Below are 19517 nucleotides of genomic sequence, written 5' to 3'. Positions count from 1 at the left end.
CCTAAGGTGTAACGGGGTTTAGCGACAATCTCTACAGTGAAATAGCGCAATGGTGTTGTTCAGCGGGGGTTAACTACTTGTAGCGGGCGGACCGGAATGTTTCCGGGCCACGACCGGCCGGCAAGTCCTTGAGCCACACCACCTTGGCAGAGTGCGTAGGCTCTTGGACTGGCGGGGTTGCCACCCAAGGGGGCGCACTGCGTTTGTTGCGTTCCAGGTAAGCCTTGATCAGTTCCAACTCCGCGCGACTCAATCCACGCAGTTCCAACTCGACAGGCCGTTCATCACGCAATCGGCCCGCTGTCCTCGCTGCATCCAATGCACGACCCAATCGGTCGATCAGTCCCTCGTAGACGTCCGGTTTAGTTGCGATTCGCTGCGATTCAACCATCCCCTCACCTCATTGAAGAAAGACTTGCTCCCCACTGAACAGCGTAGCCCTCGTTGCTGCGCCTGCCCGGCGCCGCGACAGACGGCCTCGGCTACGCAATCAGGGTTTCCCTCGATAGAGTGGGGTCATGTATGCTACGGCGCTTCCTGTAACTCCACTTCCCGCAGGGTTTGGGCACGGACGCGCCGCTTTTTGGTGTCGAACAACCTGAACGTTGCACCGAAGAGGATTAGGCCACCCCTATCCAGTTCAAAAGTAGCCATGCACGAACAATATCAGCCCCGTGAAATAGAAAATGCCGCCCAAACCTTCTGGGACGAGCAAAAGTCCTTTGAAGTCAGTGAACAGCCAGGCAAGGAGACTTTCTATTGCCTATCGATGTTCCCTTACCCCAGCGGCAAGCTACACATGGGGCACGTGCGTAACTACACCATCGGCGACGTGATTTCCCGCTACCAGCGCATGCAAGGCAAGAACGTCCTGCAACCCATGGGTTGGGACGCCTTCGGCATGCCGGCGGAAAACGCTGCGATGAAAAACAACGTGGCTCCCGCCAAGTGGACCTACGAAAACATCGCCTACATGAAGACCCAGCTGCGCAGCCTGGGCCTGGCGGTGGACTGGTCCCGCGAAGTGACCACCTGCAAGCCGGATTACTACCGCTGGGAACAATGGCTGTTCACTCGCCTGTTCGAAAAAGGCGTGATCTACAAAAAAAGCGGCACCGTGAACTGGGACCCGATCGACCAGACCGTGCTGGCCAACGAGCAGGTGATCGACGGGCGCGGCTGGCGTTCCGGCGCGCTGATCGAAAAGCGCGAAATCCCGATGTACTACTTCAAGATCACCGCCTACGCGGATGAACTCTTGTCGAGCCTCGACGATTTGCCGGGCTGGCCTGAACAGGTCAAGACCATGCAGCGCAACTGGATCGGCAAGTCCAAGGGCATGGAAGTGCAGTTCCCGTACAACGTCGACTCCATCGGCGAAGCGGGCGCACTCAAAGTCTTCACCACCCGTCCCGACACCCTGATGGGCGCGACCTACGTCGCCGTGGCCGCAGAGCACCCGCTCGCCACCCAGGCCGCACAGAACAACCCCGAGCTGCAGGCGTTCATCGCCGAATGCAAAGGCGGCAGCGTGGCTGAAGCCGACGTCGCCACCCAAGAGAAAAAAGGCCTGCCGACCGGCCTGTTCGTCGAGCACCCACTGACCGGCGAGAAGTTGCCGGTTTGGGTCGCCAATTACGTGTTGATGCACTACGGCGATGGCGCAGTAATGGCTGTGCCGGCCCACGACGAGCGTGATTTCGAATTCGCCACCAAATACAACCTGCCAATCAAGTCGGTGGTGCGCACCAGTTCGGGCGACACCAACCCGGCCCCATGGCAAGACGCCTACGGCGAGCACGGCACCCTGATCAATTCCGGAGAGTTCGACGGCCTGGACTTCACCGGTGCTTTCGACGCCATCGAAGTCGCACTGATCAAGAAGAACCTCGGCGCCTCGCGCACCCAGTTCCGCCTTCGCGACTGGGGCATCAGCCGCCAGCGTTACTGGGGCTGCCCGATCCCAATCATCCACTGCGATACCTGCGGTGACGTGCCGGTGCCGGAAGACCAGTTGCCAGTCGTGCTGCCGGAAGACGTGGTGCCGGACGGCGCCGGTTCGCCATTGGCACGCATGCCTGAGTTCTACGAGTGCAGTTGCCCTAAATGCGGCCAGCCTGCCAAGCGTGAAACCGACACCATGGACACCTTCGTGGAGTCCTCGTGGTACTACGCCCGCTACGCCTCGCCTCACTACGAGGGTGGCCTGGTGGAAAAATCCGCGGCTGACCATTGGTTGCCGGTGGATCAGTACATTGGTGGCATCGAACACGCCATTCTTCACCTGCTGTACGCGCGTTTCTTCCATAAGCTGATGCGCGACGAAGGCCTGGTGAGTTCCAACGAGCCGTTCAAGAACCTGCTGACCCAAGGCATGGTGATCGCCGAGACCTACTATCGCCGCGAAGCCAATGGCGCCTACACCTGGTTCAACCCGGCGGACGTCGAACTTGAGCGCGACAGCAAAGCCAAGGTCATCAGCGCCAAGCTGATCGCCGACGGCCTGCCGGTGGAGATCGGCGGTACCGAGAAAATGGCCAAGTCGAAGAACAATGGCGTCGACCCACAGTCGATGATCGACCAGTTCGGTGCCGACACCTGCCGTCTGTTCATGATGTTCGCCTCACCACCTGACATGAGCGCCGAATGGTCCGACTCCGGCGTCGAAGGCTCGCACCGCTTCCTCAAGCGCGTCTGGCGCCTGGCTCACGCCCATGTCAGCCAGGGCCTGCCGGCCAAGCTGGACGTGGCGTCCCTGAGCGACGAGCAGAAACTTATTCGCCGCAGCACCCACCTGGCCATCAAGCAAGCCAGCCAGGATGTAGGCCAAAACCACAAGTTCAACACCGCCATCGCCCAGGTGATGACATTGATGAACGTGCTGGAAAAAGCCCCGCAAGCGACCGAACAGGACCGCGCACTGGTACAGGAAGGCCTGGAAACGGTCACCCTGCTGCTGGCACCGATTACGCCGCACATCAGCCACGACCTGTGGAGCCGTCTGGGCCATAGCGACGCAGTCATCGATGCGCGCTGGCCGGTGCAGGATGACAGCGCCCTGGTACAGGACACGCTGCAACTGGTGATCCAGGTCAACGGTAAGCTGCGTGGCCAGATCGACATGCCGGCCAGTGCCAGCCGTGAAGAAGTCGAAGCGGCCGCACGCGTCAACGAGAACGTGCTGCGCTTTACCGAAGGCCTGACGATCCGCAAAGTGATCGTGGTGCCTGGCAAATTGGTCAATATCGTCGCTAGCTAATCGCATCGGGCGCAGGGCTTGAGCCCTGCGCCGAACAAAGCCTTCAAGGCCTCGATAAGGCCCACATGGTTTCAAGGGGAGCAACAAAATGATCAAACGCAATCTGCTGGTTATGGGCCTTGCCGTGCTACTGAGCGCTTGCGGCTTCCAGCTGCGTGGCACCGGCACCAATGACCTGACGATCAAGGAACTGGATGTCAGCGCGCGCGACGCCTACAGCGAAACCGTGACCCAGTTGCGCCAGGTCCTGGAAAACAACGGGGTACACGTCTACACCGGCGCAACCTACAAGCTGTTCCTGGCGAACGAAAAAGAAACCCAGCGCAACCTGAGCTACGCCAGCGCAGGGCGCGCCTCGGATATCGAACTGAGCACTGTGCTCAGCTTTGAAATCCAGGGCCGCGACCACCTGCCATTGATGGGTGACAACATCCAGGTGCAGAAAATCGTCAGCCACGATGGCAACAACCTGGTGGGCTCGGATGCCGAAATCATCCAGGTCCGCAAGGAAATGCGTCGTGATCTGGTGCAACGCGTAGTCTTGCGCCTGTCGATGCTGACCCCGGAGAAGCTGGAAACCTTGCAGCAAGCCGCTGACAACAAGGCCAAGGCTGACGCCGATGCGCTGAAAGCTGCGAAAGAGTACGAAGACAACACGCCGAAACAATCGCCTGTTGAAGTACCTGTCGAGTAAGCCAGACGGGGCGCCCCAGGCGCCCCGCTCTACCTGCCTATGAAACTCGCCCCCGCCCAACTCGCCAAACACCTGCAAGGTGGCCTCGCGCCTGTCTACATCGTCAGCGGTGATGACCCGCTGCTGTGCCAGGAAGCTGCCGACGCCATCCGTACCGCCGCACGCCAGCAGGGCTTCGATGAACGCCAGGTATTCAGCGCCGACGCCAGTTTCGACTGGGGCACGCTGCTGCAAGCCGGCGCGAGCATGTCGCTATTCGCCGAAAAACGCCTGCTTGAGCTGCGTCTGCCATCGGGCAAGCCTGGAGATAAAGGCGCGGCGGCACTGATGGAATACTGCTCACGTCCCGCTGAAGATACGGTGTTGCTGATCAGCCTGCCCAAACTCGACGGCAGCGCGCAGAAGACCAAGTGGGGCAAGGCCCTGGTGGAAGGGGCGCAGACCCAGTTCATCCAGATATGGCCGGTGGACAGCAATCAGCTGCCGCAGTGGATTCGCCAGCGCCTGTCACAATCGGGGCTGGCCGCAACGCAAGACGCCGTTGAACTGATCGCCGCCCGGGTCGAGGGCAACTTGCTTGCCGCCGCTCAGGAGATCGAAAAGCTCAAGCTGATGGCCGAAGACGGGCAGATTACCGTCGAAACGGTACAAGGCGCCGTGGCGGACAGTGCACGTTTTGACGTATTCGGGCTGGTGGATGCAATCCTCAACGGCGAACCCGCCCACGCCCTGCGCATGCTCGAAGGCCTGCGTGGCGAAGGGGTCGAGCCACCAGTGATTCTCTGGGCCCTGGCCCGAGAGCTTCGGGTATTGGCCAATATTGCCCTGCAGTACAGCCAAGGCACGCCGCTGGACAAGTGCTTCAGCCAGGCTCGGCCACCGGTGTGGGACAAGCGCAAACCCCTGATGAGCAAAGCCCTTCAACGGCACTCGGCGCAACGCTGGGCACAACTGTTGCTGGAGGCGCAGCGCATTGATGCGCAGATCAAGGGCCAGGCGGCGGGTTCACCGTGGATGAGCCTCAGCCGTTTGTCGTTGTTGATGGCCGGTCAGCGCCTGACACTTCCAGCCGAATAATCCTAGTTTCCAAACACCACAGAACCAATGTGGGAGGGGGCTTGCTCCCGATGGCGGCGCTGAAGTCGACACATGTATTGACTGAAACACCACCATCGGGGGCAAGCCCCCTCCCACATCTCCTATCGCATAAGCAATGAAATCTCCTACCTGCCGCCGGGCTTTACAGCTGTCCAACTTCGGCAGATGATTTGCACCGCTGCATCACATCTGAGGAGAGCATCGACCATGAGCAAAAAGCCATCCAAGCATGGCCCCAACAAGGCCAAATCCATCATCGCCCAGCCACTGTTCCGCAACCGTCAGGAACGCGCCGGCAAGGGCAAGGGCAGCTACCGCCGCGAAGCCTTCCAGTCTAATAGCTGGGAGGCTTCTTACTTTCTGGCTGCCTGAAGGCAAGCGCCCCTCTGGCATGATAAGGTCAGCGTCTGATTTGTAATCCCTGGACCTGTGCATGCCCTCTCGTCTTTCCCGTCATTGGCACCTTCGCCAACTGATCGCTGCCTCCAGCCTCATTCTGCTTGTCGCCTGTGCGGAAAAACCTACCGCCGCCGACGCCCAACCGTTGCCAAAGCTCCAAACCGCACCCGTTGTAGCGCCCGCCGTCGTGGCCCCGCTGGCCGTGGACAATCTCGATATCCAACCGACCCAAACCTTCGCCGAATGGCAGGCGGGTTTCCGCGCGCAAGCCCTGCAGGCCGGCATTACCGCCGCCGTGTTCGACAATGCCTTCGCCAATGTCACCCCCGACATGGCGGTGATCCGCGCCGACCGCAGCCAGCCGGAGTTTTCCCGCCCGGTGTGGGAATACCTCGACGGCGCCCTATCGCCGTTGCGTGTGCGTAATGGCCAGGCACTGCTAATCAAATATGCCGACATCCTGCAAAGCATCGAGCAACGTTATGGCGTCGACCGCCAAGCGTTGGTGTCGGTGTGGGGCATGGAGAGTAACTTCGGCCAGTTCCAGGGCAACAATTCGGTAATCCGCTCCCTGGCGACCCTGGCCTATGAAGGCCGACGCCCAGCCTTTGCACAGGCGCAATTGCTGGCGGCACTGCAGATCATCCAACACGGCGATATCCAGGCCGACCAGATGAAAGGCTCCTGGGCAGGCGCTATGGGCCAGACCCAATTTATCCCGACCACCTACAACACCCACGCAGTGGACTTCGACGGCGACGGTCGCCGCGATATCTGGAATAGCCCGGCCGACGCCCTCGCCTCCACTGCGCACTACCTGCAAAGCTCCGGCTGGCAGAAAGGCCAGCCTTGGGGGTTCGAGGTGAAACAACTGCCAGCGAACTTCGATTACGCCCTGGCCGATGGCGGCACCCGCAAAACCGTCGCTGAGTGGCTGAAACTGGGCGTGCAGCTGCCGCCGGGCGCCAGCATGCCAAGCAATGTCGACCAACTCTCCGCCGCCCTGCTGCTGCCTGCGGGCTATCGCGGCCCGGCGTTCCTGGTGCTGGATAACTTCCGCGCCATCCTCAAGTACAACAACTCATCGTCCTACGCGCTGGCGGTTGGCCTGTTGTCGGAGCGGTTTGGTGGCGGTGGCGTGATTCGTGGCGAGTGGCCGAAAGATGAGCTGCCACTGAGCCGATCCCAGCGCATGGATTTGCAGACGGCGTTGAGTGCCAATGGCTATGACGCGGGCAACCCGGATGGGATTATCGGCGCCAACACCCGTAAGGCGATTCGTGCGGCGCAGCAGGCGCTGGGCTGGCCGGCGGATGGGTATCCGACGGTGAAATTGCTGGAGTCGCTGCAAAACCGTTAGATCTGCTTATGGCGACTATCGCTATCGGGGGCAAGCCCCCTCCCACATTTTGATTTGTGAATACATTCAAGTGTGGGAGGGGGCTTGCCCCCGATGGCGGTTTGGCAGGCACCAACAGATTCAGGGTTTGAACACCACATCCTGCTCCAACACCACCCGCTTCTCCCCTGCATCCAAACGCACCAACGCGCCCATTGGCAGCGTCAGGTTCGGATCGCAATGCCCACTGCGCCAGCCGGCCAACACCGGTATGCACAAAGGCTCGAACGTCTGCTTCAGCAGGCGCTCCAGCGCAGCGTTATCCACCCCCGCCACATCCCCCACCAGCACACCCGCAACCTGGGCCAATTTACCGGCCAGGCGCAAGTGCGTCAGCAACCGGTCAATGCGGTAGATCGGCTCGTTGACGTCTTCGATAAACAGGATGATGCCTTCAGCGTCGATTTCGTAAGGCGTCCCCATGACCGCCGCAATCATCGACAGGTTACCTCCCAGCAAGCGCCCACAGGCAATGCCAGGCTCGATCGTGGTCAGCGGGTACGCCACCGGGTGCGACAGCACACTGCCGGCGCCCAGCTGGCCGCGCAGAAGGCTGAACAATGACGATTCGGTAGGCTGCTGCTTGTCGCCCAGCAGATCGGCATTGAGCATCGGCCCGTGGAAGGTCACGAAGCCGGCGTAGCGGCTGATCGCCAAGTGCAGGGCGGTGATGTCGCTGTAGCCCACGAATGGCTTGGGGTTGGCGCGTAGCAGTTCGAAATCCAGGCTATCGAGCAGACGCGGTGTTCCATAGCCGCCGCGCAGGCAAAAGATAGCGTCGATATCCGGATCGGCGAAGGCGGCGTGCAGGTCACGCAGGCGCACTGCATCGCTGCCGGCGAGGTAGCCGTCGCGCTCATAGACACCGGGGAAAATCCGCAGATCGTAGCCGCGCGTGCGCATACATTGGCCAGCCCTTTCAACGTCCAGCACGGCGGGGCCGGCAGGTGCGATCAGGGCGATGGTGCCTTCAGAACGAAGGGCTGGAACGGCTGCTGTCATACACAACTCTCCCTAACTAGCGCGGAACGAAATGTGGGAGGGGGCGTGCCCCCGATTGCGGTGGATCAGCCAGCACATGTAGCGACTGACATACCGCAATCGAGGGCAAGCCCCCTCCCACACTGGATCTAAACCCCTATCAGGAAACCAGGCTTGCCTTGACCAACTTGGCTTGTTCGTCAGCGTGGTACGAAGAGCGTACCAACGGGCCCGAGGCGACGTTCTTGAAGCCCATCTTGTAGCCTTCCTCGGCGAACCAGGCGAAGGTGTCCGGGTGCACGAAACGCTGCACTGGCAAGTGACTGCGCGACGGTTGCAGGTACTGGCCCAGGGTCAGCATGTCGATGTCGTGTTCGCGCATGCGTTTCATGACTTCGATGACTTCTTCGTCGGTTTCGCCCAGGCCCAGCATCAGGCCGGATTTGGTCGGAATGTGCGGCATCATCTGCTTGAATTTCTGCAGCAGGGTCAGCGACCACTGGTAGTCCGAACCCGGACGCGCAGCCTTGTACAGGCGTGGCACGGTTTCCAGGTTGTGGTTGAACACATCCGGTGGCTCGGCGGCGGTGATTTCCAGCGCCACGTCCATACGGCCACGGTAGTCCGGGACCAGGGTTTCGAGCATCACGTTCGGCGACAGTTTGCGGATTTCGCGGATGCAGTCGGCAAAGTGCTGTGCACCGCCGTCACGCAAGTCGTCGCGGTCCACCGAGGTGATCACTACATATTTGAGTTTCAGGTCGGCGATGGCGATGGCCAGGCTTTCCGGCTCGTTCACGTCCAGTGGCTTCGGCCGGCCATGGCCAACGTCGCAGAACGGGCAACGACGGGTGCAGATGTCACCCATGATCATGAACGTGGCGGTGCCGCCGGAGAAGCATTCGCCCAGGTTCGGGCAAGAGGCCTCTTCGCATACGCTGTGCAGCTTGTGTTTGCGCAGCAGGGCCTTGATACGGTCGACTTCCGGCGAAACCGGGATACGTACGCGAATCCAGTCGGGTTTCTTCGGAAGTTCGGTGGTCGGAATGATCTTCACCGGGATGCGTGCAACCTTCTCGGCGCCGCGCAGCTTGACGCCGGCTTCCACCTTGGCACGCGGGGCCGGGGCCGGACGCTCGGTAACGTCCAGCGTCGGGATCATGGTTTGCACTGCATCAGTAGTCATAATCAGTCGATTCCGCCCGTTAGGGTCGTCTGCTCAGCATAGTCGAGGTGTTTGACGAGCTGCGCGCGCAGCCGGGCACTTACCTCGGCAAATTTAATCGGTGTAGCGTGTTCGCTCAGTTGGGTCATCGCCAACCCGGCATAGCCGCACGGGTTGATCCGCCGAAACGGGGCCAAGTCCATGTCCACGTTCAGGGCCAGGCCATGAAAGGAACATCCGTGACGAATCCGAAGCCCCAGGGAGGCGATTTTCGCGCCATCCACATACACACCGGGAGCATCAGGCTTGGCCGCGGCGGTCACGCCATAACTGGCCAGCAACTCGACCAGGCAAGCCTCTATCCGGCTGACCAGATCGCGCACGCCAAATCCCAGCTTGCGCACGTCCAGCAACAGATAAGCGACCAACTGGCCGGGGCCATGGTAAGTCACTTGGCCACCTCGGTCGACCTGCACCACCGGAATATCCCCCGGCAGCAGCAAATGCTCAGCCTTGCCAGCCTGGCCCTGGGTGAACACTGGCGGGTGTTCCACCAGCCAGATCTCATCGGGGGCCGAGGTGCCACGCTCGTTGGTGAACCGTTGCATGGCGTGCCAGACAGGCTCGTAGGCCATCTGGCCGAGCTCGCGAAAGCCCAGGACCTCTGGCATCACAGCACCATGTGCACGAAGCCGGTGGCCCGCAGTTCGCTGTTGATGTCGTAGAGCTGGTCCTGGCCGGTCGCAACGATGTGCAACTGGATAGTCGTGTATTTACCGGTGGTGCTGGATCGCTCATCCACTCGGTTATCGTTGATCGTCGCGTGTTTACGCACGATCTCAAGAATCGTGTCCTTGCGGCCAACACCCGTGTCGCTGATCACCTTGATCGGGTAATCGACCACCGGGAATTCGATCTTGGGTGCCTTTACTTCGGTATCGGTCATGGCGTAACGGCCTCGTAAGCGGTAAGCCGTGGCGACGGCAAAGCCCCGCGTCGGATCAACGCGGGGCTTTGCAGGTGCACACTATCAGTTGAACAAGCCGTAGAAGAATAGACGGATGCTATCCCACACGCGGCGGAAGATACCACCTTCGTCGACAGCGTCCAGCGCGATCAGGTCAGCGCTGTGCACCACCTTGTCGTCCAGTTTCACTTCGACTTTACCGATCACGTCACCCTTGGCGATTGGAGCAACCAATTGCGGGTTCATGGTCATGCTGGCAGCGAGCTTTTTCAGCTGGCCTTTAGGCATGGTCAGGGTCAGGTCTTCAGCCAGGCCGGCCTTGACTTGAGAGGTTGCGCCCTTCCATACCGGCGCGGTCGCCAGTTCAGCACCCTTCTGATAGAAGGTCTGGGTTTCGAAGAAGCGGAAACCATAGGTCAGCAGCTTTTGCGTTTCGGCCGCACGGGCCTGCTCGCTGTTTGTGCCGAATACCACTGCAATCAGGCGCTGGCCGTCACGAACAGCGGACGACACCATGCAATAGCCAGCCTCTTCGGTATGGCCGGTTTTCAGACCATCAACGGTCTTGTCGCGCCACAACAACAGGTTGCGGTTAGGCTGCTTGATGTTGTTCCAGAAGAACTCCTTCTGGGAGTAAATCGCGTAGTGCACCGGGTCAACACGAATGATCGCGCGGGCCAGGATCGCCATGTCGTGAGCCGACGAGTAGTGCTCAGGGTTTGGCAAACCAGTCGGATTCATGAAGTGGCTGTTGGTCATGCCCAGGTCGGCCACGGTTTTGTTCATCATGTCGGCGAATGCATCTTCGCTGCCGGCGATGTGCTCGGCCAGCGCGACGCTGGCGTCGTTACCGGACTGGATGATGATGCCGTGCAGCAGGTCACTTACGGTGACTTGCGAGCCCACCTTGATGAACATGCGCGAACCGCCGGTACGCCAGGCGTTTTCGCTGACGGTCACCGGGTCGTTCTCGCCGATCTGCCCGCGACGGATTTCCAGGGTCGCGATGTAGGCGGTCATCAGCTTGGTCAGGCTGGCTGGCGGCAGGCGTTGGTCACCGTTGCTCTCTACCAGCACGTTGCCGCTGGCGGCGTCCATCAGGACCCACGCCTTAGCGGCCAGTTGCGGTGAAGCCGGCACCATTTCAACCGCCCAGGCGGCCGGGGTGATGATCAGCGAGATAAGCAGGCACGTGCGTTTGGCTAAGGTGGTGATGTTCATCCGTCTCTCGAAATTGCTTATGGAAACTTGCCCTCGCGGGCAAAACTTATTCAGACAGCCCGCTACCAGACTGTCACGTGTTCGGTTGCCCGCTCACCCCTTGCCCCTGGGTTTTTATTGTTCAACGAGCCAACAACCACAGCTCAAACCCGCGCACGGGCCTGAACCATCAATTCTTTGTTATTCGGCGGTGACCACGCTGGGTTGTCCCAGGTTGGCCATGCGCACGCTGTTCTGTACTTGCGCCACTTCGCTCGGCGAGCCGATCGGGCCCATGCGCACGCGGTGCAGGGTTTGCTGGTTACGCACGATGGAGCTGATAAAGACCGGCGCGTTGACCATGCCGCTGAGCTTGGACCTTAACAGTTCTGCCGCATCCGGGTTGGCGAAAGCGCCCACTTGCAGGTATTGCCCGCCAGCGACCGAAGCACCCGGCGCTGCGTGGGGTACGACCACCGTGTCCGGTGCGTGTTGCTGCGGTGGCGGTGTCCACTGTTCGATCTTGCCGGTGGATGCCGTCACTTGCGGCTGCGCACTCTGCGGTTCAGTGAGCATCAGCGGGGCGGGCTTGCCACGCTGGGCCCAGTACTGCGCCGGGTCGATACCTTCGACCTTGACCCGTGCCGTACCGGTTTCGGCATAGCCGAGCTTCTTCGCGGCGGCGTAGGACAAATCGATGATCCGGTCCGAATAGAACGGCCCACGGTCGTTGACCCGCAGGATCACCGTGCGGTTATTGTCCAGGTTGGTCACCCGCACATAGCTGGGCAGCGGCAAGGTTTTATGCGCTGCGCTCATGCCATACAGGTCATAGACCTCGCCGTTGGCAGTGTTCTGACCATGGAACTTGGTGCCGTACCAGGACGCCGTGCCCGATTGCACGTAGGTCTTGGATTCCTGCAACGGAAAGTAGGATTTACCCAGCACGGTATAGGGGTTGGCCTTGTAAGGGCCGGTGTGCAAGGTGGGCGTGGCATCCGGGATTTTCGACACGTCGACATCCCACCACGGCGCGCCGTCTTTGTGCGCGCGGTTGATGTCCAGGCCTGGCTGGGAACGTACGGCGGTACCGCCGGACTTCTGTGGTGCCGGGCCACGGCTTGTGGAACAACTGACGACCAGCAGGGACAACGCGGCGAACGCCACCAGCTTGAGCGGTTGATTGAACGGCGATGCCCGCATTACTTGTTGCCCCGTGCTTGGACCAGCATGTCTGACAGCTGATGCACGGCCATGGCGTACATCACACTGCGGTTATAACGCGTGATTGCGTAGAAATTCTTCAGGCCCATCCAATATTCAGGGCCATTTTCGCCTTCCAGGCGGAACGCCGTGACCGGCATATCATCGCGTGGCGCATTCTGACTCGACCAGCCCAGCGCCCGCAACTCCCCGACCGTCTTGGCCGGCTCGATGCCCTGGGTCAGGCCTTCATCGGCACGTTCCCCGCTGATGTCGGCGCGAATCACTACGGGCTCGCCGCCCACCCAGCCATGGCGCTTGAAGTAGCTGGCCACGCTGCCAATGGCGTCGTCGGGATTACTCCAGATGTTGATGTGGCCGTCACCGTCAAAATCCACGGCATAGGCGCGAAAGCTGCTCGGCATGAATTGCGGTAAGCCCATCGCCCCGGCGTAGGAGCCTTTGAGGGTCAGCGGGTCGACCTGCTCTTCGCGGGCCAACAGCAGGAATTCGCGCAGCTCCTTGCGGAAGAAGTCGGCGCGAGGCGGGTAATCGAAGCCCAGGGTCGACAAGGCGTCGATCACCCGATAGCTGCCGGTATTGCGTCCGTAAAAGGTTTCAATGCCGATGATCGCAACAATTACCTGGGCCGGCACGCCGTATTCCTGCTCGGCGCGGGCCAGCACGGCTTCATGCTGGCGCCAGAAGTCCACACCGCGCGCCACGCGGGCGTCGGTGAGAAACATCGGGCGATATTCCTTCCACTGCTTCACGCGTTCGGCGGGGCGGGAGATGGCGTCGAGGATCGCCTGCTTTTTCTGGGCTTCGCGGAACACGCCCATCAGCTGTTCACCTGCGAAACCGTAGTCGCGGGTCATCTCACCGACAAATTCGGCGACCTGGGGTGAACCATCGTAGTCACCGGCCTGCGCCTCTTGCGTTGCGCCCAGTAGCCCAATCAGGCCCATCCAGGACGCATGCCGAGTGGCCCAGCCGCGCATTACTTGCATTGACATCTTCACCTTATTCAAACCTGTGCGATCCACTTGCGATGCGTATGAATCGACATCAAAACCCCAAACGCTGACAGCAATGTCACCAGCGAAGTTCCGCCGTAGCTAATGAACGGCAACGGCACCCCAACCACCGGCAACAGGCCACTGACCATACCGATGTTGACGAAAACGTAAACAAAAAAAGTCATGGTCAGGCTGCCTGCGAGCAATTTGCCGAACAGCGTCTGTGCCTGTGCGGTAATTACCAGGCCGCGCCCGATCAGCAGCAAATAGATCAGCAACAGTGCGCAGATGCCTACCAAGCCGAACTCTTCGCCCATCACCGCGATAATGAAGTCGGTGTGGCTCTCTGGCAAAAAGTCCAGGTGCGACTGGGTGCCCAGCAGCCAACCCTTGCCAAACACGCCGCCGGAACCGATGGCTGCCTTGGACTGGATGATGTTCCAGCCGGTGCCGAGCGGGTCGCTTTCCGGATCGAGAAACGTGAGGATCCGTTGCTTCTGGTAGTCGTGCATAAAGAAGAACCACATGGCCACGGCCACCGGTACGGCCGCAGCCAGCACACTGAGGATCCAGCGCCAGCGCAAGCCACCCATGAACAGCACGAACGCACCACCGGCGAGGATCAGCAGCGAGGTGCCGAGGTCCGGCTGACGAACGATCAGGATGAACGGTACGCCAATCAGAATCAGGCTGATGCCTACGTGTTTAAGCTGCGGCGGCAAGGTGCGCTTGGACAGGTACCAGGCAATGGTGGCCGGCATCAGGATCTTCATGAATTCCGACGGCTGGAAGCGAATCACCCCCGGAATGTTGATCCAGCGGGTTGCGCCCATGGCGTTGTGGCCCATCACGTCCACCACCACCAGCAGCAATACACCGGCGACGTAGCCAAGCGGCACCCACCGCGCCATGAAACGCGGCTCCAACTGGGCAATCACCACCATGGACAGCAGGCCCAGGCCAAAAGACGACGCTTGCTTGATCAGCAGGTCCCAGTTCTTGCCGCTGGCCGAATACAGCACAAACAGGCTCCCGGCGGCCAGGGTCAGCAGCAGGATCAGTAACGGGCCATCAATGTGCATGCGCTGCAGCAACGTCGCGCGGCGACGCATCACATCCTCGCTGGAGAGGATGCGGTCAAAATTACTCTTCACTGGCCGTAACCTCGGGGTTTGAAGGGGGGCCGCCATATTCGGGCTTGAGCCTGCCGTCGTCGGCCAACAACCAGGCATCCATCACCTGGCGCACCACGGGAGCGGCAACACCGGAGCCGGACTCGCCGTTCTCCACCATGACGGCCACGACGATTTTCGGGTCGTCTGCCGGAGCAAAACCGACGAACAAGGCGTGGTCGCGGTGGCGCTCCTGGACCTTGGTGCGGTCGTATTTCTCGCCCTGCTTGATCGCGACCACCTGGGCCGTACCGCTCTTGCCGGCAATGCGGTACTGCGCACCGATTGCGGCTTTTCGCGCGGTGCCACGGGCGCCGTGCATCACTTGCTGCATACCATGGTTGACCTTGGTCCAGTCGGACGAGTCGCGCAGCACGATGTCCGGGATCGGGTTGTCATCCACCGGTTTCTCGCCCTCGATGGTCTTGGCCAGGTGCGGGCGATTCCAGATACCTTTGTTGGCCACCAGCGCGGTAGCCTGGGCCAGCTGCAACGGGGTGGCCTGCATATAGCCCTGGCCGATGCCGAGGATCAGGGTTTCACCCGGGAACCACGCCTGACGACGGGTCGCACGCTTCCACTCCCGGGACGGCATCAGGCCAGGAGATTCTTCGAACATATCCAGGGAAACTTTCTGACCGAGGCCGAACTTGCCCATGTAGGCAGACAGCCGGTCGATCCCCAGCTTATGGGCCAGGTCATAGAAATAGGTGTCGTTGGACCGCATGATCGCGGTGTCCAAGTCGACGTAGCCGTCACCGGTGCGGTTCCAGTTACGGTATTTGTGATCGTAGTTGGGCAGCATGTAGTAGCCCGGGTCGTACACGCGACTGGAAGCAGTGACCACACCTGCATCCAGGCCAGCAATCGCCACCGCGGGCTTGATGGTCGAACCGGGCGGATACAGGCCGCGCAGCACGCGGTTGAACAGCGGTCGGTCGATGGAATCGCGCAACTCGGCGTAGGCCTTGAAGCTGATCCCGGTAACAAACAGGTTAGGGTCGAAACTTGGCTGGCTGACCATGGCCAGGACTTCGCCCGTTTTCGGGTCCAGTGCCACCACCGCGCCACGCCGCCCACCCAAGGCCATCTCCGCCGCTTCCTGCAGCTTGATGTCCAGGCTCAGCACAATGTCCTTGCCGGGAATCGGGTCGGTGCGCTTGAGCACGCGCAATACGCGGCCACGGGCATTGGTCTCTACTTCTTCATAACCCACCTGGCCGTGCAGTTCCGGCTCGTAGAAACGCTCGATGCCGGTCTTGCCGATATGGTGGGTACCGCTGTAATTGACCGGGTCGAGGCTCTTGAGCTCTTTTTCGTTGATCCGCCCCATGTAGCCGACCGAGTGCGCAAAATGCGCGCCCTGCGGGTAATGACGTACCAACTGTGCCACCACTTCCACACCCGGCAACCGGAACTGGTTTACCGCGATGCGGGCGATCTGCTCTTCGGTCAACTCAAACAGGATCGGCACCGGCTCAAAGGGCCGACGCCCCTGCTTCATGCGCTTTTCGAAAATCACTCGGTCTTCCGGCGTGAGTTGCAGCACCTCGACGATAACATCGAGGACTTGCTGCCAATCGCCGGAACGCTCGCGGGTCATGCTCAGGCTGAAGCTGGGCCGGTTATCCGCGACCACCACACCGTTGCGGTCGAAAATAAGCCCACGGGTCGGCGGAATCGGCTGCACATGCACCCGGTTGTTTTCCGACAGCGTGGAGTGGTACTCGTACTGGATCACCTGCAGGAAATACAGGCGGGCGATCAGCACACACATCAGCCCGACGACCAGAATCGCACCAAACACGACGCGAGCGCGTACAAGACGTGCGTCTTTCTCGTGGTCCTTGATGCGGATCGGCTGGGTCATCGGGAGGGGCGCAGACTATTTGTGGTAAGGGTGCCCGGACAGAACTGTCCAGGCGCGATACAGCTGTTCACCGATCAGAATCCTTACCAACGGGTGCGGCAACGTCAGTGCCGACAGCGACCAACGCTGGTCGGCTCGCGCGCAGACTTCAGGCGCCAGCCCTTCCGGGCCACCGACCATGAAGTTGACGGTGCGCGAGTCCAGGCGCCAGCGATCCAGTTCCACCGCCAGTTGCTCGGTGCTCCATGGTTTGCCGTGCACTTCGAGGGTGACGATGCGCTCGTTGGGGCCGACCTTGGCCAACATGGCTTCGCCTTCCTGACGGATAAAGCGCGCTACGTCGGCATTCTTGCCCCGGGTGTTGAGCGGTATTTCCACCAGTTCCAGCGACAGCTCAGCGGGCAGACGCTTGGCATACTCGTGCCAGCCTTCTTCCACCCACTTGGGCATGCGTGAACCGACAGCGATCAGACGCAGGCGCACAGCCGTTCCTTATTCCTGGTCTTTGTTGAGCTTGTCGAAGTGCGCGTGGCCCACTTCCGGGCTGTGGTGCTTGCCATCAGCGGCACGGCTCTGCTCGGCGCCTTTCCACAGACGCTCCAGGTCGTAGAACTGACGGGCGTTGGAGGTCATCATGTGAACGATCACGTCGTCCATGTCCAGCAGCACCCAGTCGCTGTCGCCCTTACCTTCTTCACCCAGTGGCTTGACGCCTTGGGCTTTGACGGCTTCGCGGACCTTGTCCAGCATCGCGCCGATCTGGCGGTTGGAAGTACCAGTGGCGATGATCATGAAGTCGGTGATGCTCTGCTTGTCGCGTACGTCCAGAACCTGAATGTCCTGGGCCTTCACGTCTTCCAGGGCGGCAACGGCGACTTTTACCAGCTCTTCGCCAGCCAGTTCCGGACCAACGTGGGCTTCAACCGGCAGCGGGGCGCTTTTGAACGTGCCTTTGCGTTTTACTTTGCTTACGTCTTTGTTCGTCATAAAAAACTCGTTTTGCTCATATGTTCGGGCGCTCGCTGCACGACTGTTCGTGCGTTCAAGCGCGCCTTTTCAGTTCGACGCACGGTAAAGCCCGTGCGCATCGATGTAGGCCAGGACCGCGTCAGGCACCAGGAAACGTACCGACTTCCCGCTGGCCAGCAGTTGACGGATCTGGGTGGCAGACACCGCAAGCGGGGTCTGCCAGACGAATGCAATATTCCCGTTCGGCCCGGTCAGGGCCAAGGGGTCACTTACCGACCGCGCGGCCAGCAGGTTGCGCAAGGCATCCGGCGGTTCGCTGTCGGCATCCGGGCGTTGCAAAACCAGGATGTGGCAATGCTGGAGGAGTTCCTCCCAGCGATGCCAAGAGGGCAGGCCGCAAAATGCGTCCCAGCCCAAAAGCAGAAACAACTGGTCATCTACGGCCAACTCGGCGCGTATCAGCTCCAGGGTGTCGACAGTGTAGGACGGTTTATCGCGTTTGAGTTCGCGGTCGTCCACCACCAGCGGCGGTATGCCTTCTACGGCAAGGCGCACCATTTCCAGACGTTGTTGCGGTGACACCTGCGGCGTATCGCGATGAGGCGGCCGCGCGTTGGGCATCACGCGCAACTCGTCCAGTGCAAGGGCATCTGCGACTTCGAGAGCGCTGCGCAAATGGCCGATGTGCACGGGGTCGAAAGTACCGCCGAGCAGCCCGATGCGTTTAGCCATCAAGTGCGCACATGACCGTCGCCGAACACCACGTACTTCTCGCTGGTCAGACCTTCCAGGCCAACCGGGCCGCGTGCGTGAAGCTTGTCGGTGGAGATGCCGATCTCGGCGCCCAGCCCGTATTCAAAGCCGTCGGCAAAGCGCGTCGAGGCGTTGACCATCACCGAAGCGGAATCCACTTCGTTGAGGAAACGACGCGCATCGCTGAAGTGCTCGGAGACAATCGCGTCGGTGTGCTTGGAGCCGTATGTGTTGATGTGTTCGATGGCCTGATCCAGGTCATCAACGATGCGGATTGACAGGATCGGCGCCGTGTATTCGGTGTACCAGTCCTGTTCAGTCGCTTCGATCACGTCCGCGCCCAGCAGCGCGCGGGTGCGTTCGCAGCCGCGCAGTTCCACGCCCTTGTCGCGATAGATGGCAGCCAGCGGCGGCAGCACGCGATCGGCAATGCCGACGTGCACCAGCAGAGTCTCCATGGTGTTGCACGGGGCGTAGCGATGGGTCTTGGCGTTGTCGGCGATGCGGATGGCCTTGTCGATATCGGCGGCGATGTCGATGAACACATGGCATACGCCGTCCAGGTGCTTGATGACCGGCACCTTGGCATCACGGCTGACGCGTTCGATCAGGCTCTTGCCACCGCGCGGTACGATCACGTCGACGAATTCCGGCATGGTGATCAGCGCGCCAACGGCCGCGCGATCGGTGGTTTCCACCACTTGCACCACTTCGGCCGGCAATTCGGCCACGGCCAGGCCTTGCTGGATGCAGGCGGCAATTGCGCGGTTGGAATTGATCGCCTCGGAACCGCCACGCAGGATGGTGGCATTGCCAGACTTGAGGCACAGGCTCGCGGCGTCAATGGTCACGTTAGGTCGCGACTCATAGATGATGCCGATCACGCCCAGGGGCACGCGCATCTTGCCGACCTGAATACCGGACGGCAGGTAACGCATATCGCGGATTTCACCGATGGGGTCAGGCAGCTTGGCCACCTGACGCAGGCCTTCGATCATGTCGTCGATACGTGCCGGGGTCAGCGCCAGACGGTCCAGCAGGGCCGGTTCCAGGCCATTGGCGCGGCCGTTGGCCAGGTCCAGTTCGTTGGCCGCGGCGAGTTCGGAGCGCGAAGCATCCAGAGCATCAGCGGCGGCCAGCAAGGCACGGTTCTTCTGCGCGGTGCTCGCACGGGCGATCAACCGCGAGGCCTGACGGGCAGCGCGACCCAGGCGGGTCATGTAGTCAAGAACGGACTCAGTCATGGTCAGGGAGTCTTGGCAAAGAGGAAAGCGGCAGATTATAGCTGTGACGCCGCCCGACTGACAGCGGTCAGGGGCGGATGGTCGAAATGAACTGTAAAAACCTGGGGTTCAGCGGTAATTAAGGT

Annotated in this window: 19 protein-coding genes; 5 read left to right on the top strand and 14 right to left on the bottom strand. The window is 60.9% G+C overall.

Annotated elements, in window-relative coordinates:
- Nucleotides 1-73: 73 nt before the first annotated feature.
- On the bottom strand, nt 74-391 hold the full coding sequence (locus ACKZ62_RS03050) for a hypothetical protein (protein WP_032884605.1): 318 nt from the start codon (nt 389-391) through the stop codon (nt 74-76).
- A gap of 261 nt (nt 392-652) precedes the next feature.
- Here ACKZ62_RS03050 and leuS point away from each other — a divergent pair, with 261 nt between their 5' ends.
- The 5 genes from leuS (at nt 653) to ACKZ62_RS03025 (ending at nt 6810) form a co-directional block, all read left to right on the top strand.
- Nucleotides 653-3259 carry a leucine--tRNA ligase gene (gene leuS / locus ACKZ62_RS03045; protein ID WP_260367995.1) on the top strand — a complete coding sequence of 869 codons (2607 nt, stop codon included), beginning with the start codon at nt 653-655 and terminating at the stop codon, nt 3257-3259.
- A gap of 88 nt (nt 3260-3347) precedes the next feature.
- On the top strand, nt 3348-3953 hold the full coding sequence (locus ACKZ62_RS03040; protein WP_032884603.1) for an LPS-assembly lipoprotein LptE: 606 nt from the start codon (nt 3348-3350) through the stop codon (nt 3951-3953).
- 39 nt (nt 3954-3992) lie between these two features.
- On the top strand, nt 3993-5030 hold the full coding sequence (holA, locus tag ACKZ62_RS03035; protein WP_005791737.1) for a DNA polymerase III subunit delta: 1038 nt from the start codon (nt 3993-3995) through the stop codon (nt 5028-5030).
- A 228-nt stretch (nt 5031-5258) separates the two neighbouring features.
- Nucleotides 5259-5423 carry an alternative ribosome rescue factor ArfA gene (gene arfA, locus ACKZ62_RS03030; protein ID WP_419708411.1) on the top strand — a complete coding sequence of 55 codons (165 nt, stop codon included), beginning with the start codon at nt 5259-5261 and terminating at the stop codon, nt 5421-5423.
- 61 nt (nt 5424-5484) lie between these two features.
- Complete coding sequence (locus ACKZ62_RS03025; RefSeq protein ID WP_032884601.1) at nt 5485-6810, top strand: lytic murein transglycosylase; 1326 nt, start codon at nt 5485-5487, stop codon at nt 6808-6810.
- Nucleotides 6811-6930: 120 nt separating this feature from the next.
- On the opposite strand, the gene ACKZ62_RS03020 is transcribed toward ACKZ62_RS03025, so the two are convergent.
- The 13 genes from ACKZ62_RS03020 to ACKZ62_RS02960 all read right to left on the bottom strand — a co-directional run bounded on the left by ACKZ62_RS03020 (nt 6931) and on the right by ACKZ62_RS02960 (nt 19392).
- Nucleotides 6931-7851 (bottom strand): S66 peptidase family protein, encoded by a 921-nt coding sequence (locus ACKZ62_RS03020; RefSeq protein WP_447096308.1) that lies wholly within the window; start codon nt 7849-7851, stop codon nt 6931-6933.
- 139 nt (nt 7852-7990) lie between these two features.
- Entirely contained in the window at nt 7991-8992 is a 1002-nt protein-coding gene (gene lipA, locus ACKZ62_RS03015) for a lipoyl synthase (RefSeq protein WP_162163623.1), read from the bottom strand.
- A gap of 26 nt (nt 8993-9018) precedes the next feature.
- Nucleotides 9019-9666 (bottom strand): lipoyl(octanoyl) transferase LipB, encoded by a 648-nt coding sequence (lipB, locus tag ACKZ62_RS03010; protein WP_032884599.1) that lies wholly within the window; start codon nt 9664-9666, stop codon nt 9019-9021.
- Nucleotides 9666-9941, bottom strand: coding sequence for a DUF493 domain-containing protein (locus ACKZ62_RS03005; protein ID WP_032884598.1), 276 nt, complete (start codon nt 9939-9941; stop codon nt 9666-9668). The genes lipB and ACKZ62_RS03005 overlap by 1 nt, the downstream gene beginning before the upstream one ends.
- Before the next feature lie 84 nt (nt 9942-10025).
- Nucleotides 10026-11183, bottom strand: coding sequence for a D-alanyl-D-alanine carboxypeptidase family protein (locus tag ACKZ62_RS03000; protein WP_032884597.1), 1158 nt, complete (start codon nt 11181-11183; stop codon nt 10026-10028).
- A 180-nt stretch (nt 11184-11363) separates the two neighbouring features.
- Nucleotides 11364-12365, bottom strand: coding sequence for a septal ring lytic transglycosylase RlpA family protein (locus tag ACKZ62_RS02995; RefSeq protein ID WP_447096307.1), 1002 nt, complete (start codon nt 12363-12365; stop codon nt 11364-11366).
- Complete coding sequence (gene mltB / locus ACKZ62_RS02990; RefSeq protein WP_179179834.1) at nt 12365-13375, bottom strand: lytic murein transglycosylase B; 1011 nt, start codon at nt 13373-13375, stop codon at nt 12365-12367. The genes ACKZ62_RS02995 and mltB overlap by 1 nt, the downstream gene beginning before the upstream one ends.
- Before the next feature lie 17 nt (nt 13376-13392).
- Nucleotides 13393-14496: a rod shape-determining protein RodA gene (gene rodA / locus ACKZ62_RS02985; RefSeq protein WP_050442794.1), complete on the bottom strand. Its 1104-nt coding sequence runs from the start codon at nt 14494-14496 to the stop codon at nt 13393-13395.
- A gap of 31 nt (nt 14497-14527) precedes the next feature.
- On the bottom strand, nt 14528-16426 hold the full coding sequence (mrdA, locus tag ACKZ62_RS02980; RefSeq protein ID WP_032884594.1) for a penicillin-binding protein 2: 1899 nt from the start codon (nt 16424-16426) through the stop codon (nt 14528-14530).
- A gap of 15 nt (nt 16427-16441) precedes the next feature.
- Nucleotides 16442-16909, bottom strand: a complete 468-nt coding sequence (gene rlmH / locus ACKZ62_RS02975) for a 23S rRNA (pseudouridine(1915)-N(3))-methyltransferase RlmH (RefSeq protein WP_003176297.1) — start codon at nt 16907-16909, stop codon at nt 16442-16444.
- Between the two features lie 9 nt (nt 16910-16918).
- Nucleotides 16919-17413, bottom strand: coding sequence for a ribosome silencing factor (gene rsfS / locus ACKZ62_RS02970; RefSeq protein WP_003176298.1), 495 nt, complete (start codon nt 17411-17413; stop codon nt 16919-16921).
- 69 nt (nt 17414-17482) lie between these two features.
- Entirely contained in the window at nt 17483-18127 is a 645-nt protein-coding gene (nadD, locus tag ACKZ62_RS02965) for a nicotinate-nucleotide adenylyltransferase (RefSeq protein WP_095186205.1), read from the bottom strand.
- Nucleotides 18127-19392 carry a glutamate-5-semialdehyde dehydrogenase gene (locus tag ACKZ62_RS02960; RefSeq protein WP_032884592.1) on the bottom strand — a complete coding sequence of 422 codons (1266 nt, stop codon included), beginning with the start codon at nt 19390-19392 and terminating at the stop codon, nt 18127-18129. The genes nadD and ACKZ62_RS02960 overlap by 1 nt, the downstream gene beginning before the upstream one ends.
- Nucleotides 19393-19517: the final 125 nt, after the last annotated feature.

Source organism: Pseudomonas sivasensis (genome assembly GCF_052938085.1).
This window is presented reverse-complemented; position numbering and strand designations above follow the sequence as displayed.

Excerpts from the sequence above, each read along its gene's own strand:
- rsfS (WP_003176298.1), bottom strand. The coding sequence starts at position 17,413 with ATGACGAACAAAGACGTAAGCAAAGTAAAACGCAAAGGCACGTTCAAA.
- holA (WP_005791737.1), top strand. The coding sequence starts at position 3,993 with ATGAAACTCGCCCCCGCCCAACTCGCCAAACACCTGCAAGGTGGCCTC.
- mrdA (WP_032884594.1), bottom strand. The coding sequence starts at position 16,426 with ATGACCCAGCCGATCCGCATCAAGGACCACGAGAAAGACGCACGTCTT.
- leuS (WP_260367995.1), top strand. The coding sequence starts at position 653 with ATGCACGAACAATATCAGCCCCGTGAAATAGAAAATGCCGCCCAAACC.
- arfA (WP_419708411.1), top strand. The coding sequence starts at position 5,259 with ATGAGCAAAAAGCCATCCAAGCATGGCCCCAACAAGGCCAAATCCATC.
- ACKZ62_RS03040 (WP_032884603.1), top strand. The coding sequence starts at position 3,348 with ATGATCAAACGCAATCTGCTGGTTATGGGCCTTGCCGTGCTACTGAGC.
- ACKZ62_RS03020 (WP_447096308.1), bottom strand. The coding sequence starts at position 7,851 with ATGACAGCAGCCGTTCCAGCCCTTCGTTCTGAAGGCACCATCGCCCTG.
- ACKZ62_RS03025 (WP_032884601.1), top strand. The coding sequence starts at position 5,485 with ATGCCCTCTCGTCTTTCCCGTCATTGGCACCTTCGCCAACTGATCGCT.
- ACKZ62_RS03005 (WP_032884598.1), bottom strand. The coding sequence starts at position 9,941 with ATGACCGATACCGAAGTAAAGGCACCCAAGATCGAATTCCCGGTGGTC.
- nadD (WP_095186205.1), bottom strand. The coding sequence starts at position 18,127 with ATGGCTAAACGCATCGGGCTGCTCGGCGGTACTTTCGACCCCGTGCAC.
- ACKZ62_RS03000 (WP_032884597.1), bottom strand. The coding sequence starts at position 11,183 with ATGAACATCACCACCTTAGCCAAACGCACGTGCCTGCTTATCTCGCTG.
- rodA (WP_050442794.1), bottom strand. The coding sequence starts at position 14,496 with ATGCGTCGCCGCGCGACGTTGCTGCAGCGCATGCACATTGATGGCCCG.
- lipB (WP_032884599.1), bottom strand. The coding sequence starts at position 9,666 with ATGCCAGAGGTCCTGGGCTTTCGCGAGCTCGGCCAGATGGCCTACGAG.
- ACKZ62_RS03050 (WP_032884605.1), bottom strand. The coding sequence starts at position 391 with ATGGTTGAATCGCAGCGAATCGCAACTAAACCGGACGTCTACGAGGGA.
- mltB (WP_179179834.1), bottom strand. The coding sequence starts at position 13,375 with ATGCAAGTAATGCGCGGCTGGGCCACTCGGCATGCGTCCTGGATGGGC.
- ACKZ62_RS02995 (WP_447096307.1), bottom strand. The coding sequence starts at position 12,365 with ATGCGGGCATCGCCGTTCAATCAACCGCTCAAGCTGGTGGCGTTCGCC.
- ACKZ62_RS02960 (WP_032884592.1), bottom strand. The coding sequence starts at position 19,392 with ATGACTGAGTCCGTTCTTGACTACATGACCCGCCTGGGTCGCGCTGCC.
- lipA (WP_162163623.1), bottom strand. The coding sequence starts at position 8,992 with ATGATCCCGACGCTGGACGTTACCGAGCGTCCGGCCCCGGCCCCGCGT.